The 16,159-nt window shown below is 58.3% G+C and carries 16 protein-coding genes; 3 read left to right on the top strand and 13 right to left on the bottom strand.

Annotated features, from left to right (window positions below; translation table 11 throughout):
- Positions 1–49 precede the first annotated feature (49 nt).
- Genes WKI41_RS10460 through coxB form a run of 3 tightly spaced genes read right to left on the bottom strand, consistent with a single transcriptional unit; the run spans position 50 to position 3,548 of the window.
- Entirely contained in the window at positions 50–382 is a 333-nt protein-coding gene (locus WKI41_RS10460; protein ID WP_340193419.1) for a hypothetical protein, read from the bottom strand.
- Positions 382–2,877, bottom strand: a complete 2,496-nt coding sequence (ctaD, locus tag WKI41_RS10455; RefSeq protein ID WP_340193418.1) for a cytochrome c oxidase subunit I — start codon at positions 2,875–2,877, stop codon at positions 382–384. Before ctaD ends, WKI41_RS10460 begins: the two co-directional genes overlap by 1 nt.
- Positions 2,874–3,548 carry a cytochrome c oxidase subunit II gene (coxB, locus tag WKI41_RS10450; RefSeq protein WP_340193417.1) on the bottom strand — a complete coding sequence of 225 codons (675 nt, stop codon included), beginning with the start codon at positions 3,546–3,548 and terminating at the stop codon, positions 2,874–2,876. The genes ctaD and coxB overlap by 4 nt, the downstream gene beginning before the upstream one ends.
- Positions 3,549–3,608: 60 nt before the next feature.
- Here coxB and WKI41_RS10445 point away from each other — a divergent pair, with 60 nt between their 5' ends.
- Complete coding sequence (locus tag WKI41_RS10445; protein WP_340193416.1) at positions 3,609–4,106, top strand: DUF2231 domain-containing protein; 498 nt, start codon at positions 3,609–3,611, stop codon at positions 4,104–4,106.
- Here the strand turns inward: WKI41_RS10445 and WKI41_RS10440 are convergent.
- The 3 genes from WKI41_RS10440 to WKI41_RS10430 all read right to left on the bottom strand — a co-directional run bounded on the left by WKI41_RS10440 (position 4,084) and on the right by WKI41_RS10430 (position 5,677).
- On the bottom strand, positions 4,084–4,572 hold the full coding sequence (locus tag WKI41_RS10440; protein ID WP_340193415.1) for a CopD family protein: 489 nt from the start codon (positions 4,570–4,572) through the stop codon (positions 4,084–4,086). The two genes, WKI41_RS10445 and WKI41_RS10440, sit on opposite strands and share 23 nt — an antisense overlap.
- A complete protein-coding gene (locus tag WKI41_RS10435; RefSeq protein ID WP_340193414.1) occupies positions 4,572–5,315 on the bottom strand; it encodes a cytochrome c oxidase assembly protein in 744 nt (247 codons plus the stop codon). The genes WKI41_RS10440 and WKI41_RS10435 overlap by 1 nt, the downstream gene beginning before the upstream one ends.
- Before the next feature lie 143 nt (positions 5,316–5,458).
- Positions 5,459–5,677 (bottom strand): hypothetical protein, encoded by a 219-nt coding sequence (locus tag WKI41_RS10430; protein ID WP_340193413.1) that lies wholly within the window; start codon positions 5,675–5,677, stop codon positions 5,459–5,461.
- 162 nt (positions 5,678–5,839) lie between these two features.
- On the opposite strand from WKI41_RS10430, the gene WKI41_RS10425 reads away from it, so the two are divergent.
- Positions 5,840–6,223 (top strand): hypothetical protein, encoded by a 384-nt coding sequence (locus WKI41_RS10425; protein ID WP_340193412.1) that lies wholly within the window; start codon positions 5,840–5,842, stop codon positions 6,221–6,223.
- A 15-nt stretch (positions 6,224–6,238) separates the two neighbouring features.
- Here the strand turns inward: WKI41_RS10425 and WKI41_RS10420 are convergent, their stop codons facing one another.
- The 7 genes from WKI41_RS10420 to WKI41_RS10390 are packed head-to-tail and all read right to left on the bottom strand — an operon-like array spanning position 6,239 to position 14,872.
- On the bottom strand, positions 6,239–7,276 hold the full coding sequence (locus tag WKI41_RS10420; RefSeq protein WP_340193411.1) for a UDP-glucuronic acid decarboxylase family protein: 1,038 nt from the start codon (positions 7,274–7,276) through the stop codon (positions 6,239–6,241).
- Positions 7,273–8,397 (bottom strand): CgeB family protein, encoded by a 1,125-nt coding sequence (locus tag WKI41_RS10415; RefSeq protein ID WP_340193410.1) that lies wholly within the window; start codon positions 8,395–8,397, stop codon positions 7,273–7,275. Before WKI41_RS10415 ends, WKI41_RS10420 begins: the two co-directional genes overlap by 4 nt.
- On the bottom strand, positions 8,394–9,485 hold the full coding sequence (locus WKI41_RS10410; RefSeq protein WP_340193409.1) for a CgeB family protein: 1,092 nt from the start codon (positions 9,483–9,485) through the stop codon (positions 8,394–8,396). Before WKI41_RS10410 ends, WKI41_RS10415 begins: the two co-directional genes overlap by 4 nt.
- Positions 9,482–10,612, bottom strand: a complete 1,131-nt coding sequence (locus WKI41_RS10405; protein ID WP_340193408.1) for a CgeB family protein — start codon at positions 10,610–10,612, stop codon at positions 9,482–9,484. The genes WKI41_RS10410 and WKI41_RS10405 overlap by 4 nt, the downstream gene beginning before the upstream one ends.
- 2 nt (positions 10,613–10,614) lie before the next feature.
- Positions 10,615–11,721, bottom strand: a complete 1,107-nt coding sequence (locus WKI41_RS10400; protein ID WP_340193407.1) for a glycosyltransferase — start codon at positions 11,719–11,721, stop codon at positions 10,615–10,617.
- Entirely contained in the window at positions 11,718–13,769 is a 2,052-nt protein-coding gene (locus WKI41_RS10395; protein ID WP_340193406.1) for an NAD-dependent epimerase/dehydratase family protein, read from the bottom strand. The genes WKI41_RS10400 and WKI41_RS10395 overlap by 4 nt, the downstream gene beginning before the upstream one ends.
- Complete coding sequence (locus WKI41_RS10390) at positions 13,766–14,872, bottom strand: NAD-dependent epimerase/dehydratase family protein (RefSeq protein ID WP_340193405.1); 1,107 nt, start codon at positions 14,870–14,872, stop codon at positions 13,766–13,768. The genes WKI41_RS10395 and WKI41_RS10390 overlap by 4 nt, the downstream gene beginning before the upstream one ends.
- A 194-nt stretch (positions 14,873–15,066) precedes the next feature.
- Between WKI41_RS10390 and WKI41_RS10385 the strand changes: the two genes are divergently transcribed.
- Positions 15,067–16,053, top strand: coding sequence for an MDR/zinc-dependent alcohol dehydrogenase-like family protein (locus WKI41_RS10385; protein ID WP_340193404.1), 987 nt, complete (start codon positions 15,067–15,069; stop codon positions 16,051–16,053).
- Positions 16,054–16,159 lie beyond the last annotated feature (106 nt).

The following is a 16,159-nucleotide window of genomic DNA, read 5'->3' as shown; positions in this document are numbered from 1 at the left end:
GGAAAAGTTCTATGTTCGCGCCTCTAGATGCCGAGAAAGCCTCGGCACTTCAGCACAAATCCAGCCAGAGGATGCCTGAAAAAACGTAGGCAGTGCTAAACAGTGCAGCGCCCGCTGTGTACCGGGTCACCGTAAGCATTGCTGTGCTTGTGGTTGAGGAGACTTTCCCAGCGCTCAGCGCGAGAAAGACGCTCGCCGCTATGGCGATGGTCGTGACAACGAAAAGCAGGATCAATATCGCTCTCAATGCGGAGACGGGGCCAATTGTCATATCCTGCCATCCTAGTGAACAGCCTGTCGCTTGAACGCCATAGAGAAGAAGGAAGCCCAGGCTCCAGCCGATGAAGGGCAGCAGAAGGGCTGTGGCAAGCGCATATCTCATCAGCTGCCTCCACCTTGCAGATGCGAGAGGAGATAAGGATATAGGGCCACGATCGCGCTGGTCGCGGCCACGTATCTGTTCCACAGACCAGCGATCTGCAGATCTGCCAAGCGGGTTTCCGTGACGTAGCCGGTTCGGATGCGCCAGATGCAAAATGCGGACAACAGCATCCCGATGCCGACGTGAATGAGACCGTAGGCATTGACGGCATAGATCACGGCATCGGAGGCATGAAATTCCATCCCGTATGCCCTGACGAGATCAACCATGAGCAACGCGACAGCCATTGCGTATAACGCGGTGGCTGTGGGACCCAGGAAGGGTTTCTGCAGCAAAGTTTTTGCGGGTAGGGAGCCTAAGACGGCAGCGGTGATAGCGATGGCGCAGCCGAACACTGTCCAAAGCGATGCGATGGAAGAGGGGCGCAGGTTCTCCCAACCCGGGGCCGAAACCCAGAGGAACAGGCCGCCGAACAGAAGCGAGGTGAAGAGCGTGGCTGTGACGAGCAAAGTCAGACGCATCGCCATCAGCGAGGGAGGATCGCCGCTTTCGAAATGCGGCGGTAAGACTAGTCCATTGCCTGCGTATAATTCGCCGCCGGTGTTTTGCGCCGCCTCATTCGGTGTCCATCTTAGGAAGAGCATGATGACGCCCAGAAGCGCCACGGAGGCGACAAGATAGAGCTTTGCCAAAAGAGCGATGAAGAACAGAGCTGTCGCCAGCGCGGTCAACAGCGGAAGATAGGTCTGGCGCGGCAGGATGATGATCTGGCTGGGCCGAGCTCGAACCGCACTCACACCTAACGTCTCCATCCAGCCGTTGCGAGTGAAGCCGAGATAGCCGCCGCCTGCCGCAAGATCAGCTCCTATCCGGTCGATGTCGAGCCTGTCTGCGCGTTTGTCGACGGAAGGCAAGGCGGCGAAGTTATAGGATGGTGGGGGTGTCGGCATCGCCCATTCCAAGGTTCCAGCATTCCAGGGATTGCGACGGAACGGGCGTCCGAAAAAGAACACGAGAATGAGGTCGATCGCAGCCAGCACAAAGCCCATCGCCATGATGAAGCTGCCGATCGAAGACATCAGGTTCAGCCATTCCCACGGCGAGTCCGCAGGGTAGGTATCGACCCGGCGTGGCATGCCAAGCAGACCGGTCAGATGCATCATGAAGAAGGTCAGGTTGAAGCCGATGAAGATCATCCAAAAAGACGCGTGCGACATGTGCTGAATTGGCTGACGGCCGGAGATGTGCGGCACCCAATAATAGGCGCCTGCCAGCATCGGAAACAGGAAGCCGCCGACAAGCACGTAGTGGAGGTGAGCAACGACGAAATGCGTGTCATGCGCCTGCTGATCGAAGGGCACCATCGCCAGCATCACGCCCGTCAGACCGCCGATGACGAAGACGAAGAAAAAGCCAAAAATATGCAGCATCGGGATGGTGAAGGATGGCCGCCCTTGGCTGAGCGTCGCAATCCAGGCGAAGATCTGGATTGCGGTCGGCACGGCAACAAGTGCGCTGGCAGCCGAGAAGAACGACAGGGCCACATGCGGAATGCCTGTCGTATACATGTGATGGACCCATAGCCCAAAGGATAAGAACGCCATCGACAGTATGCCGGCAATGATAATCTTGTACCCGGTCAAGGTCGTGCGGGCGAGGACTGGCAGGATGGTCGAGATGACGCCAGCTGCCGGCAGGAAGATGATATAGACTTCCGGGTGGCCGAAGAGCCAGAACAGGTGCTGCCACAAAAGCGGATCGCCACCGCGTGTGGGGTCAAAGAAGGGAAGGCCGAAGGCGCGCTCCGCTTCGAGCAGAATCGAGCCCAGGATCAGCGGCGGAAAGCCGATAACCATCATGCCAGCCACCACCAACATATACCATGCGAAGATCGGCATTCGATCAAGCGACATGCCGGGCGCACGCATCTTGAGGATCGTCACGACAATTTCGATCGCCGCCGTCATGGCGGAGATTTCGACAAAGGTGATGCCAAGCAACCAGACATCGGCGTTGATGCCGGGGCTGTAGGTCGACGAACTGAGCGGCGTGTACATGAACCAGCCACCATTCGGCGCCACGCCGGCAATCAGCGCAATGATCAACATGCTGCCGCCAAACAGGTAACACCAGTACCCGTAAGCCGAAAGACGCGGAAAAGCGAGGTCGCGCGCGCCGAGCAACTTTGGCAGCAAATAGATCGCCAATCCCTCGAAGAAGGGGATGGCGAACAGGAACATCATGATCGTCCCATGCATGGTGAAGACCTGGGCATACTCCGCCGCATCGAGAAAGCGGCTTTCGGAGGTTGCGAGCTGGGTGCGGATCAACATGCCGAGAAAGCCGCCGATGCCGAAGAAGACCAGAGCGGTCAGCATGAAGCGCGCGCCGATGATGTTATGGTTGACGGCCGCCAGTCGGCGCCAGCCTTTTCCGGTTCCCCAGATGGCTTCCAGTTCCCGATGCAGGCGAATGGGTGAAATCTTTTGCGTCACGTCGATCCTTGTGAATCTGGAAGTGCTTCTATCACCCGCCGGTAGTCGCCAGGCTCGTGAGCGATCACGGTGAATGTCATGGCACTATGACCGGTGCCGCAATATTCGGCGCAGACACCGCCAAATGTGCCAGCCTTGTCGGCTTTGAGCCGAATGCGTGTTTCGTGCCCGGGGATCGCATCGATCTTGCCGGCAAGACGCGGTACCCAGAAACTGTGAATCACATCGGTACTGGAAACGACGACCTCGACCGTCTGCCCAGCCGGAATGTGAAGAACGTTGCGGCTACTGGGCGAGGCATCAGCTGCACCATAGCGTATATCCCAGTTCCACATACTCGCCTTAACCTGGATGACATCGGACGGCGCCGCTGCTTTTGCGCCAAATAGCGTTTCGCCCTGAAGAAAGGCCGCACCCAAAAGGACCGTCAGAACGGGAATGGGCATGACGATTCCTCCGCCGATAATCCAGCGCGAGGCTGGCACATGTGCAAGCTTGCGGGAGAAGAGGCTCAGGAAGAAAAGACCTATCACCAGAGCAAACAGCAATGCCGATCCGATCAACATGATCCACCAAAGCTGCGCCACAGAACTCGCGGCCGGTCCTGCCGGATCGAGTGTGGAAAGGTCGCCGGAACAGCCGGCGAGCATAAAGGGCAGGGTGACGGCCAACGAAATTGCGCGGAACCTCCGACCCCACCTGCTGGTTGTCGGAGAAAGAGGAGACGTGTTTTGGATACAGCGCCGAAGAAAAATCCGGTCATCTCCAAGTTGGAGGAAAAGGACGCGAGTTCGGCCGTTGCCGTTGCAGGTCATCCGCTCCATGCCATGACGGTACATTTTCCAATCGCGTTGGTATTCGGCACGCTCGGAGCAGACGTCATGTACTGGTGGGGTGCCGATCCGTTTTGGCTGCGTGTCGGGTTGTGGACCACGGGTATTGCATTCTTCAGCGCCATTGCTGCAGGCTTGATTGGCTCGGCCGAACTCTTTCTCGTTCCTGGCATTCGCGCGCGCGTCGCCAGTTGGGCGCATGCAGTGGCCGGTATGTCGCTGATTGCAGTCTGCGGTGCAAATTGGGGTGGGCGCTACTTTTCTGCCATCGATGTCTTGCCCCACGGCCTGATCCTGTCGCTGATCGCGTCCGGTCTCACGGGGATGGCTGGCTGGCATGGCGGCAAGTTGATCTTCGATCATGGTGTCGGGCTCATGGTATCGTCCAAGGACTGATCGACCGTGCGATCTCCTTCAGCCCGCCCGCCTCGATCGGGATCAGGGTGAGGCTCCAGTCGGGCTTTGCAAGAACGACGAAAAAGATCGAGAGCACGGTGGCAGCCGTCAGCGCGGTAGCGCCGATGAAGCGCCACACCGGGTAGACCTCTCCGTCGTTGAAGAGCCGTATGATGACCAGCCCGGTGAAAATATGCGCCGTCACCATGACGCCGATGAGCCCGAGCTTGATGGTGAACCAGAGCGTGAAGGTCTGTTGGAAGAAAATAAGGCCCGTGCCGGTCAGGATCGACAAGAAGGCAGCAGGTGAGGCGACGACGACATAGCAGAAGCGCACGAGACGCTGGAGGGCATAGAGCGCAGAGCGGTCACCAACATGGGCGCGTTGCACGTAAAGAGCAGGCAGGCTGATCAGCGTTGCGGCCCAGATTGAGATGGCCGCGATGTGGATGAATTTCAGCAGCATCACCATTGCCAGCTGCCATTGTTATCCCGTGAAGCAACGCTTCGATAAAGGCGCATCAGCGCCACGATCAGATAGGGTAAGAGGCCGACCGTCCACATGATGACGCCGGCGAGCTGTTGATCTTGAAGCGGCTCCAGACCGAAGGCTTGGGTCGTATCCAGATGGGCGGCGAAGAGCGGCTCACGCGAAAGCGTGAGGATCGCCGCAAGCATTCCCATTTGTCCAACGGTGGCAAGCGCTAACGTGACCGCAGTGAAAACGCCCGTCCTCGGCGACAGCAGGATCGCCCACAGCCAAATGGTACTGGCAAGAAGGCCTGCCTGCATGATCCAATAGGGGATCATGCCATTAAGGGCGAAAGCATAACCGGGCGGGACATGCCAGAACCAGAAGATCAGGGTGTGAATGATGAACGCCATCTCGGGCGGCAGACGGCTGGAAACCGGACCTCTCGTTCTGAACACAGTCGTAAGGAGCGGGGCAAGCACCGTCATCAAGATGAAGTGATGGATCACGCGCACCGAGAAGAGCGCGGTGGTGAGGGCGCAGAGCGGCGAGATCAGGAGAAGGGTCGATACCAGGAAAACTGCTGTAGCGATCCGCGCCCGGTGCCGATGCAGTGACAGCGCCGATAGCATCGTCAGCGCGACAACCACCGCCAGGGCAAAGGGGTCGAAGTTCCACGCGGCCCAAACCTCGGATGGTAGCGGTGCAGGGCCGCAATAAGGAACTGATTGGTTCACCCCAATAATCCGTTCGCCCTCCGGTTAGATGATGCATAGACGTCAGGGGTCGAACGCCGGAGGGGGGCTGAGGTTCCGGTGCCGCTTCTTTAAGATTAGGGAATGCTTAAGGCTGCGGCATTTAGCCAACCCCAATCAGAGGGCTAAGCCTGATCCCGCCTTTGTGCCGAACTCTCCTGTCGACGCCCTGCATGAATGGTTTCGGCCGGCTGCGTCTTCTGGTTCTTCAGTGAGCGACGGCTTACTTCGTCCTTAAGCTTCTGCATGGCCAGATGACGGCTGGGATAGACTTTCGTCAGCATACCATTGTGAAGAACAGCCCAGCCGCGCTCATGCGGCATCAATACCATTTCATTGCTCATCAATTTATTCCTCCCGATAGGCTCACAATAAAATTTTGTGATGCGCCCGAACCGCGTTTGCGCAGTTCGGTTCCTCAGCAGATAAAAAAGTGGAATGCAGCAACGATTGCGAACGTGCTGAAAAAAGCAAGTGGACTATCAGTCCAGGCAAAGGACTGCTAAATGACCTTATCTTCCACGGAGCAGAGCATGGAGACGAACGACCGCTTGACGATAGCCGTATTCGGCGAAAGCGATACGCTTACACCGGCAATCGTGTCCGCCTGGTCGCAGGCATCGATGCTTCTGCAAGGTCCTTACGCCGCAACAGGCACCAGCGATCACGACTGGCATTTTGGTGGCGCGGTTATCGATGTGCGCTATGGACCCGAGATGATGCTGCCATTGATGGAAGTCCTGGACAGCAAGGCGATCCCCTACATTTTCTTCGTTCCTCTGTGCGCCGTCGGCCACCATCAGGGGCCGTTCGTGCTCTCCAGCGCAAAAGACGAAATCAGACATATCGTCTCGGCGCTTGCGGCGCAGGGACGCGGCTCCACTCACTGAGCCGCGCTGCCATTATTATACTTCGGCGGCAATTGGCATCTGAGACGCAGACACTTTACGCGCTTTGCGTGCCAGTTCCTGCGCACCGCCCAGCGCGAAGATAAACCAGTCGGCTGTCATGCGAAGGCCCTCTGTCAATGGAATTGTCGGTTCCCATGCGAGCAGAGCCTGCGCCCGGCCGATATCGGGCTTACGACGTTGCGGATCGTCCGTGGGCAGAGGCTTATAAACTGTTTCGGATCGTGAGCCTGTGAGTTCCAGCACCAGATCCGCCAGTTCGTTAATGGTGAATTCACCCGGATTGCCGAGGTTGACCGGCAAGCCCGGGTTTGGCTGAACTTCCATCAAGCCAATAAGGCCAGAGACGAGATCCTTCACGTAGCAGAAGGAACGGGTCTGGTTACCACTGCCGTAAATGGTCAGCGGTTCGCCCTTCAGCGCCTGGACGAGCAAGTTGGAAATGATCCGCCCATCGTCCGGCCTCATGCGGGGACCGTAGGTGTTGAAGATGCGGGCGACGCGCGCATCCACCTTGCCGGAGCGGAACATGTCGAAGCACAAGGCTTCCGCTGCACGTTTGCCCTCGTCGTAGCAGGCGCGTGGGCCCGTGCAGTTGACGTTGCCGCGATAATCCTCACGTTGCGGATGCTCTTCCGGATCGCCATAGATCTCGCTGGTGGAGGCCTGAACGAACGACGCGTGGTGGGAAGCAGCAATCGAAAGCAGGTTCGCCGTTCCCTGAACACAGGTCATCATCGTATGAACGGGATCGGCCTGGTAATGCGGAGGCGACGCCGCACAGGCGAGGTTGAAGATCTGATCCACTGGCTCATCAATGATTTGGACATTGCAGATGTCGGCTTCGATCATGCGGAACTGCGGATGGTTTTTCAGCGCGATGATATTTTCTGCCCGGCCAGTCAGGTAGCTGTCGATGCAAATGACGCGGTGGCCCTTTGCCAGGAGCGCGTCGCAAAGATGCGAGCCGACAAAGCCTGCGCCACCGGCGACCACAGAGGTCTTTCTACCGTCTCTGATTGTATGCATCGTCATGAAGATACTCCTCCAACTGAAACTTCAATGGGCATGTGTTCGCGTATGGCCGCTTTGTGAAAAGAGCGGATATATTCGGTCAGCTGGTTGGCTCTTGCCCGACCGGTATGCGCCTTCATCACGATCCTCCACGCTGCCTCGGCCATGCGGGATCTGTCAGCAGGCAAGCGGTTTTGCAGCATTCCCACAACGTCGTCGCTGCCATCGGCAATCAGGATGGAACTGCTCGGGAACAAGTGCTCCAGTCCGCGCCAACGGTCGGTAATGATCGGTGTCTTGCAAGAGGCCGCCTCGAATAGACGCACGCTGGGTGACCAGCCCGCTTCCACCATATCTGCCCGCGTGACATTCAGCGTAAAACGTTGCCGGCTGTAGAAATCGGCATGCTGCGCAGGCGGCAGGTGTTCGATCCGCTCGACATTGTCCGGCCATGCGATATCGTCTGGATACTGCGGGCCTGCCACAACGAACCGCATCTGCGGAAGTCTGCGCGCCGGTTCCAGCAGCAGTTTTTCGAGTTTCGGCTGACGGTCAGGGCTATAGGTGCCGAGATAGCCAAGATCCCAATCGAATGGCTTTCCGCTGTTCTGGTAGGCGGCTTCGTCGACGGAGCAGTAAAGCGCTTCGGCGCGCTTTGCATTCCAGTGTCGTTCCAGATGAGTGAGGACATCGCCGCCTGAGAAGGACAAATACATGTCGAAGACCGGAATCTGCTCAGCGGCAATATATTCCTCATCGCCGCGGCGAAGCTTCGCGAGTGTCACTGGCGTATCGATATCGTAAAAGCACAGGCAGGAAGGCGCCATCTGGCGCACGATCTCTATGACCTCTTTTCCATTCGGCACATATGAGCCAATGATGACCGCATCGGCATTGACGATCTCGTCGTGGAAACGGCTCTTCAGCTCCGATGGATCGTCGTAATAGGCGAGTTCGCAAAAATCCGGCGAGGGCAGATCGCGGTGGGCTGCGTACCAGGGAACGTCACGCTCTAGAAACAGGCTCTTATGTCCGAGGGCGTGGAGCCCACGCAGCAATGCGCGGAAAGTGGTGGCGTGGCCGTTTCCCCAGGACGAGGAAAGAGAAAGGCCGATGAAGACGATATTCAGCTGACTGGTCATTCCGCGGCTTCCATCGATCTTGCAAGGCGTGCCTTGAATAACGCGTCTGCGGTATGAGCCCGCTGTTCGTAGGTATGGTCGGCAAGCGCTCGGGAGAGAGCACGCTTACCGATGGCTGCGGCCTTTTCCGCCGTCAGCTCACGCACCAGCTCGGCGACATCCTGGCCATCTCGCGCCACCAGAATTTCCTCGCCGGGCTCGAAGAAGGTATCGATGCCTTCCCAGTGATCGGTGATGAGACATGCGCCGGCACCGGTCGCTTCGAAGACACGGGTCGCAGGCGAGAAGCCGTTCTGCGCCATGCTGTCGCGAGATATGTTGAGGACCGCGCGAGCTGAGACGTTGAAGGCGTTGTGATCCTTCGTCGGGACATGGCCGATATAGGTGAGGTTCGGGCTGAACGGCTTGTCATCCCAGCCGGCGCCACCGAGCATGAAGCTGCGCTCGGGAAGGGCATGCGCCGCCTTCAGGAAGAAATCGTCTACACGTGCTTCACGATCCGGAAGCCGGTTGCCGAGGAAGGATAGATCGGTCTTGAACCGTTCCTCCGCAGGCACCGGGTGGTGCGTGTGCGGATCGAGCGCGTTGTAGATCGGCACGCATTCCTTCGCGCCAAGAGCTTGATAGGCGTCGATCACCGGATCGCCGCCGCCATAGGTCAAGACCAGGTCAAGCGTCTTCAGCGCATTCCTGAGCGGATGGTCAGAGCTTGCGCGCAGCTCTGCCAAAGTTGCGGGCGCATCTACGTCCCAGAAGATCTTCAGTGCTTTTGGATGGCTGTGGGCCAGAACCTCGTCCAGCAGCAGATCGTCTTCAAAACCAACGCCGCTTGCCTTGATGACAATGTCGGCGCTACCGGCTTCTGCTGCAACACGTTTCAGAGCCTCCACCGTCCCGTCATAGACGACCACCTTGCACCACTCAGGAGGCTCGATGTCACGCTTTTGCTGGCGGCCATAAACGTCGGGTTCGTAAAAGGTGATGGCGTGGCCGTGCGCGGCAAGCGCCCGAAGCAGGCCACGATAATAGGTGGCAGCACCATTCCAGTAGGAGGAAAGAAGGCTTGATCCGTAAAACGCGATCTTCATAGAGCCATTTCCTCCATCTGGAGCGCAGTTTTGACGCCCGCTGTCCCGCATGATCTTAAGACATCGAAAAGCTCGTTGACCCGGTGGGCGCAGGTGTGACGGTTGCGGATCGTCTCGGCACCCGACTTTACGAGTTCGGCGGCGAGCACCGGATCGTTCAGAACAGCACGCAGCGCCTGCTTCATCTCTTCGCCGCTCTTCACCGTCAGATAATCCTGCCCCGGACGGAACAGGCCTTCTGCGTCGTTCCAAGGCGCGCTGATGAGGGGAATGCCGCAGGCGAGTGCCTCGAAGACACGGATGGTCGGAATACCGGGCAGGTGTTCGACATAGGGACGACGGGGAATGTGGACCGTCACCTTATGCCGGGAGAAGGCCAGAGGCGCTTCGGCATTGGCAATCCAGCCACGGTAGGTGATGCCTGCCGCCTTCAACGCCTCCAGCGCCTCGACCGGATAGCGCACGCCGCAGACATTTGCCTTCAATCCAAGCTCATGGACGGGGTCGATCAGGTACTCGGTCAGCTCGGCGGAACGTTCGTCATCGCCCCAATTGCCAACCCAGATGAGATCGCCTTCCACACGATCGACGGGGAGCGGGTGGAAGACCGTCGTGTCAGCAGCTTCGTGCCAGGTGAAGACGTTCTCGCCCCAGCCAGCATCGAGATAACGCTGACGAAGCGTCTCTCCGAAAGCCAGGACACCGTCGTAATCCTGCAGGTGAAGACCGGCAATATCCTGTTCGGAAGAGACGGCGCGATGATGGGTATCGTGGAACAGAAGCGTAAAGCGACCGCCGTCACGGCGCGCCCGCCCGATCCGCTCGACGAGAGAAGGATCGGTCCATTCATGTACGACGACTACGTCTGCATCCGAGATGGCGTCTTCGTGATCGAACTCTTCACCGTATGACTGCGAGGTCAGATCCGGGAAGCGTTCGTGAAAACTCTGGATTGCCTTCTCACCACCGTCTCTGAGAAGATTTTCCCGGCTCCAGGCATTTTCCGGCTCGAGAGCCACAGCGCTATGCCCAGCCTTCATCAGCTGGCGCATGACGCCGCGCAGGAAGTGGGCGTTTCCATGATTCCAGTCCGAAACCAGAGAGTGCGTGTAGAATACAAATTTCATGGTTACCCCGCCGTCACTTGCGCGCGGGTCATCGCCCGCCGATAAAGCGCAATCATTTCGCTTGCCTGATGCTCTTCGCTGAATTCCAATGACCGCTGACGCGCGCTCTGCGCCAACTCTTCCCGAAGCGTCGGATCGGAAATCAGCTCCTCGATCTTCGCGAGCATGTCTTGTGGATCATGAGGATTGGCGAAGAGTGCTGCACCATCCCAAAGTTCGCGATAGGTCGGAATGTCTGCGAGGAGGAGTGCGCAGCCACAGCGCGCCGCTTCCAGTGCGGCAAGACCGAAAGGCTCGTAGCGCGATGGCGAGACGAAGATCGCCGCCCTTTGCATAAGATTGACGATCTGCTCATGGCCAAGCTGGCCAAGCCGCACACCTTGAGAGAGCCCCGTCTGTTCGCCACGCGGACCTTCATCGGCGCCAGCAAACAGAAACGGCCAGCGCAGGTTTGCGGCGGCAAGCTCCAGCACGCGGCCATTCTTGCCTTCATCCCACCAGCGTCCGGCGGCGAGAATGAAGTTCTCCTCTTCGTCAGCATGATGTTGAAGTGCGCTAGCGTTGTGGATGACAGATACCGGCCCGATGTCCGAATACGTTTTCTTCAAAAGGTCAGCATGGCTTTGGCTGGGTGCCACGATCAGATCGGCACGACGCAGACCAGCCTGATTGATCTCCCGATGCCAGGCGTAGTCTTCAGCTATGTCGCCCTTACGCATGACGGCGAACCACGTCGTGACGCAGGAGTGCGACATGACGAGCACCGGCACATGCGTTTCCAACGCTGCCGCCTGGGACGGCAGGTTGAGATGCAGGAGATCGATGGCTTCGTGAGAAATCAGGTCTTCCAGCAGAGCGGGGATTGTTCGCAGCTCCCGCGGACTGTTTGCTGTCCAATCCAGAGGTGCATCAAGCCAGATCAGCTTGCCGATGGCCTGCGCTTCTTGGATTTGGCCTTCATTCGGCGCGGGGCCGAAGCCAGCAAAAATCACGACCACGCCGGCTCGTTTCAGGTTCCGCGCCAAGTCGAGGGTAAAGCGCCAGACACCGCCGACGGCATCGAGCGTCAGCAATACGCGCGTTCCGGCGATGTCGCGGGTGCCCATCATGCGAGCATTCTCCGCTCCGCTGTCGCAGGTGGAAGCGACATGCCATTGAAGCGTTCTGCAAGCAGCCATTCCGCTAGATGTCGCAAGCCATCCCTCCAGTGGACGGCCGGTTGCCAGCCAGCCTGTTGTGCCAGCTTGCGCGCGTCCGTGACGAAATAGCGCTGGTCACCCTCGCGCCAGTCGTGGAAGCCGAGGTCGAGTGGGCATCCGAGCAACGTTTCGATTTCCTGCAGGCACTGCAGAATGCTGACCGCATTGCCTGGTCCACCGCCCAGATTGAACGCTTTGCCGCTGAAAGCACCAATATTGGCGAGCACGGCACGATAGGCTGCCACCGCGTCATCGACATGCAGAATGTCGCGGACCTGTTTGCCATCGCCATAGACAGAGATCGTCTCGCCCTGAATGGCGCGGATGAGGAAATGCGCGACCCAGCCCTGATCTTCGGTGCCGAACTGGCGCGGTCCGTAAATGCAGCTCATTCGCAGGACAGCGGAGGGTATACCGAAGGATTTCGCGTAATCGAGCACATATTGATCGGCGACGCCTTTTGAGCAGCCGTACGGGGTGCAGAAGTCCAGCGGCTGGCGCTCGGAAATACCGTTCTGACGGATGGTCTCGTCTGCTGGCGCGTAGTGATCGCCCGCTTCGATGAAGTCGATATCCTCAAGCGACCCGTAGACCTTGTTGGTGCTGGCAAAAATGACCGGCGCCTTTTTGCCAGCCTTGCGCACTGCTTCCAGAATATTGATGGTGCCGCGTGCATTCGTCTCGAAATCATCGAGTGGGTGCACGAGGCTGGTGGTAACCGCGGTCTGTGCTGCCAGATGGAACACCGCTCCCGCATCGCGAAACACCGGCTCAAGACCGTGAAAATCCCGCACATCACCAAGAACGGGATGAACACGCTTTCCGTGCCTTTCGGTCAGCCAGGACATGTTCTGGTCGACGCCGGGCCGGCTGAGATTGTCGAGAACGATGACATCCTTGCCGTCACGCAAGAAGGCGTCAGCCAGATTACAGCCGATAAAGCCGCTGCCGCCGGTAATGACGACCGGTGTCGTAGATGTGGCCACATGGGGTGAGGTCAGCTTGTCGACCTCAAGAAGCCGATCGATCCCGCCTTCCGTCAGAAGCCGCGCCAAGAGTTTTGGCTGATCGTCATGGGTGACAGCGCCGAGATGGTAGTGACGTGGGTCGAACCAGAGGCCTTCCTGCACTGCCACGTCCGGTGCCACATCCTGCCAGGAATACCAGTACATCCGGTCAGCATTGACGTTGAGGGCTTTGAGGAATCGCTTGGCCTGCTCCACTTCATCCTTGCGCCAGGTGGAGTAACCGGTTTCGGTGATCCAAATTTCGGCGGACGGATTGTAGCGATCGACGATCTTGCGCATTTCGCCAAGATGCATGTCCCAACCGCCCCAGGTTGCTTCCTCACTGTCCCAAGTGCCGGGAAAACCGTGGAAGCCAACGGCGTCCACCACGTTGAGCACTCCGCGCTCGCCCATGAGGTTCAGCCAGTAGGGATCGAAAGGGCAGGGGCCGCCGAGCACGGCCTTCAAACCGCGTTGCTGTATCCAATAGGCGGCCCCACCAACCATCTCGCAAAAGAGGTTGAACTCCTTGTCGACTCGCCAGTCCCAATCTAGAAGGTTATTGGGCTCGTTCCAAAGCTCGATATGGGCAAAATGCTCGCCGTAGCGGGTGATGATGTGGTCGATGAAGTCGGCGTATGATTTCAGATCGTGCGGCGCGCCGGAAGACTTGCCCGTACGGGACATGGACGGAGGCGTGTAGACGATGCATGGCAGAAGATCGATGCGGCTGCCGACGAAGGGAATGAGCCAGTCGAACCATTCCTGTCCCCCCGGAGCCAGATATTCGGCCCATGACAGATGCGTCCTTAAGTAGGACGCACCGCTTTTCTCAATGGCGGCCATGGCGCGTTCGACACGCTGATATTCGCCGGGGCGAAACCATTCGACAAAGCCGAAAGACTTGGCATCTTCATCGTGGAAAGGTGGGGCGGCAGAGAGCACTGTCATGAAACCAGCCCTCTTTCAAGCAGTTCCTTCTGCATCTGCGGCCCGCGGTCGGGCGCGACCTGGGAGGTGACCCAGTCGACGAAAGGCCCAAGCGAATTCTCCAAGCGATGCTGCGGCTCGAAGCCCAGCAGTTCGCGCGCCTTGGTGATATCGGCGAAGCAGTGGCGAATATCGCCGGAGCGGGCTTTGTTGAGGATTTCCGGCTGAAGATGCGGCAGGCCCATGGCGTCTGCGAGAAGGGCCGCGACCTGCGCGATCGTATAGGCGTTGCCGCTGCCGATGTTGAAGACGTGGCCGGCAGCGCGCGGTTTCTCCAAAGCCAGACGGAAGGCGCGCGCAACATCCTTCACATGCACAAAGTCGCGCTTCTGCTGCCCATCCTCGAAGATGGTCGGGCTCTGGCCATTCATCAGGCGCGAGGCAAAATTGGCGAGAACACCCGTATAGGGGTTGGACAGCGCCTGACCGGCACCGAAGACGTTGAACAGACGAAGCGCCACCGCATCCACGCCATAGGCATCGCCAAAGAGCAGAACCTGCCGCTCCTGGACGTATTTGGTAAGAGCATAGATGGAAGCGAGTTCGACGGGCTTCTGTTCGTCGGTGGCAAGTGGTGTCAGCCATTCTCCGTCCGGTGAAAGCGGCTCCCACTGCTTGGATTTGATCTCTGCGGGCTTGCGTCGGATGGTGTCGAAGCGGCGGCCAGCATTGTCGGCATAGAGGCCTTCGCCATAGACGCTCATGGAAGAGGCAACGACAATCTTCTTGATGTTCTTGCCGAGCATGGTCTCCAGAAGAACGGCGGTGCCGAGATCGTTGGCGCCGACATAGCGGGCAATCTCATACATGGACTGGCCCACACCCACTTCAGCTGCGAGGTGGATGATTGCGTCCACGCCGTCGATGGCGCGCAGAACTGACGCCTTGTCGCGCACGTCGGCATAGATGACGTCGGAGACGCCTTTCTGTGCTTCAGGCGCATCGCCATGGACCTGCTCTATGAGAGCATCCATGACGCGAACGTCGTATCCATGTTCGAGAAGTTCAGAGGTAACGTAACGTCCAATAAAGCCACTGCCGCCGGTCACGAGAACGGTTTTCATTAAACCCTCAATACAAATGTTTCGCTTTGACTGGCGCCCCGAACAAGAGCAACCTTTGATGGTTCCTTCTTCAGAGACATCTTTTTCATTTATGACTTCATCTACTCCTTCTTCCGGAACCGGTCGGATGATCGGCGGTTCGGCGCGCATCAGGCAGAGGGCTATTCCGTCGCTGCCAGCGAATGGAGAACACGATGAACATGATGACGAGCGTGGACAGCGCAACGATGAAGGCCGCCATTGTGACCGGGCCAGGTTCGGTAGAGGTGCAGGAATTGCCGCTACCGACACCGTCAGGCAAACAGGTTCGCATTCGTCTGGAAGGGTGCGGGGTCTGCGCTTCCAACCTTGGCCCCTGGGCCGGTCCGGACTGGATGACCTTTCCGACGGAGGCAGGCGGTTTGGGTCATGAGGGTTGGGGTATCATCGATGCTGTGGGGGAAAACGTCACTGACTTCAAGGTCGGCGACCGCGTGGCATCTCTGACGTCACACGCTTACGCGACACACGATATCGCCGATGAAAACATGCTCGTGCGCTTGCCGCCTGAACTGGAAGGCCTGCCGTTTCCCGGAGAGCCACTCGGCTGTGCCATGAACATCTTCAATCGATCCGACATCAGGGCGGGGCAAACCGTTGCCATCATCGGCGCCGGCTTTCTGGGCAGCTTGCTGACACAACTGGCGTCCCGAAAAGGCGCGCGCGTCATCGCCATCTCCCGGCGGCCCTACGCACTTGAGGCAGCAAAAAAGGCGGGTGCGGCCGTGACGATCGCCATGGACGATCACTGGAAGATCATCGAGGAGGTTAAAGCGCTGACGGATGGCGCCCTTTGCGAACGAGTCATTGAAGCCGTGGGCAAGCAATGGCCGCTGGATTTGGCAGCAGATCTGACCGGCGAACGCGGTCGCCTCATCATCGCTGGCTATCATCAAGATGGCCCGCGGCAGGTCAATATGCAGGCATGGAACTGGAAGGGTATCGATGTCATCAACGCCCACGAGCGCGATCCCGCCGTCTATATCGAAGGCATGCGCCAAGCGGTTGCTGCGGTGCAGGCCGGAGACATGAACCCCTTTCCGCTCTTTACCCACAGCTATTCAATCTCCGAACTCGCGACAGCCTTGAACGAAACGCGCGACAGACCGGACGGCTTCATGAAGGCGCTCATTCGCTATTGATGGAAATGGTCAAGCCGAGAGTTTGTTAGATGGAATAGAATAAATATTTCACCCATTCTCCTAATGGAATTTCCACTTGATTTTGCCTTGGCTTGAGCTAGGGTCT

This window comes from Agrobacterium larrymoorei (genome assembly GCF_037722385.1).
Classification (GTDB): Bacteria; Pseudomonadota; Alphaproteobacteria; order Rhizobiales; family Rhizobiaceae; genus Agrobacterium; species Agrobacterium larrymoorei_C.
This window is presented reverse-complemented; position numbering and strand designations above follow the sequence as displayed.

Bases quoted from the DNA above. Each gene is read 5' to 3' on its own strand.
- WKI41_RS10430 (WP_340193413.1), bottom strand. From the start codon at position 5,677: ATGAGCAATGAAATGGTATTGATGCCGCATGAGCGCGGCTGGGCTGTT.
- WKI41_RS10410 (WP_340193409.1), bottom strand. From the start codon at position 9,485: ATGAAGATCGCGTTTTACGGATCAAGCCTTCTTTCCTCCTACTGGAAT.
- WKI41_RS10420 (WP_340193411.1), bottom strand. From the start codon at position 7,276: ATGACGATGCATACAATCAGAGACGGTAGAAAGACCTCTGTGGTCGCC.
- WKI41_RS10385 (WP_340193404.1), top strand. From the start codon at position 15,067: ATGAACATGATGACGAGCGTGGACAGCGCAACGATGAAGGCCGCCATT.
- WKI41_RS10415 (WP_340193410.1), bottom strand. From the start codon at position 8,397: ATGACCAGTCAGCTGAATATCGTCTTCATCGGCCTTTCTCTTTCCTCG.
- WKI41_RS10440 (WP_340193415.1), bottom strand. From the start codon at position 4,572: ATGCTGCTGAAATTCATCCACATCGCGGCCATCTCAATCTGGGCCGCA.
- WKI41_RS10460 (WP_340193419.1), bottom strand. From the start codon at position 382: ATGAGATATGCGCTTGCCACAGCCCTTCTGCTGCCCTTCATCGGCTGG.
- WKI41_RS10405 (WP_340193408.1), bottom strand. From the start codon at position 10,612: ATGAAATTTGTATTCTACACGCACTCTCTGGTTTCGGACTGGAATCAT.
- WKI41_RS10400 (WP_340193407.1), bottom strand. From the start codon at position 11,721: ATGATGGGCACCCGCGACATCGCCGGAACGCGCGTATTGCTGACGCTC.
- WKI41_RS10395 (WP_340193406.1), bottom strand. From the start codon at position 13,769: ATGACAGTGCTCTCTGCCGCCCCACCTTTCCACGATGAAGATGCCAAG.
- WKI41_RS10425 (WP_340193412.1), top strand. From the start codon at position 5,840: ATGACCTTATCTTCCACGGAGCAGAGCATGGAGACGAACGACCGCTTG.
- WKI41_RS10390 (WP_340193405.1), bottom strand. From the start codon at position 14,872: ATGAAAACCGTTCTCGTGACCGGCGGCAGTGGCTTTATTGGACGTTAC.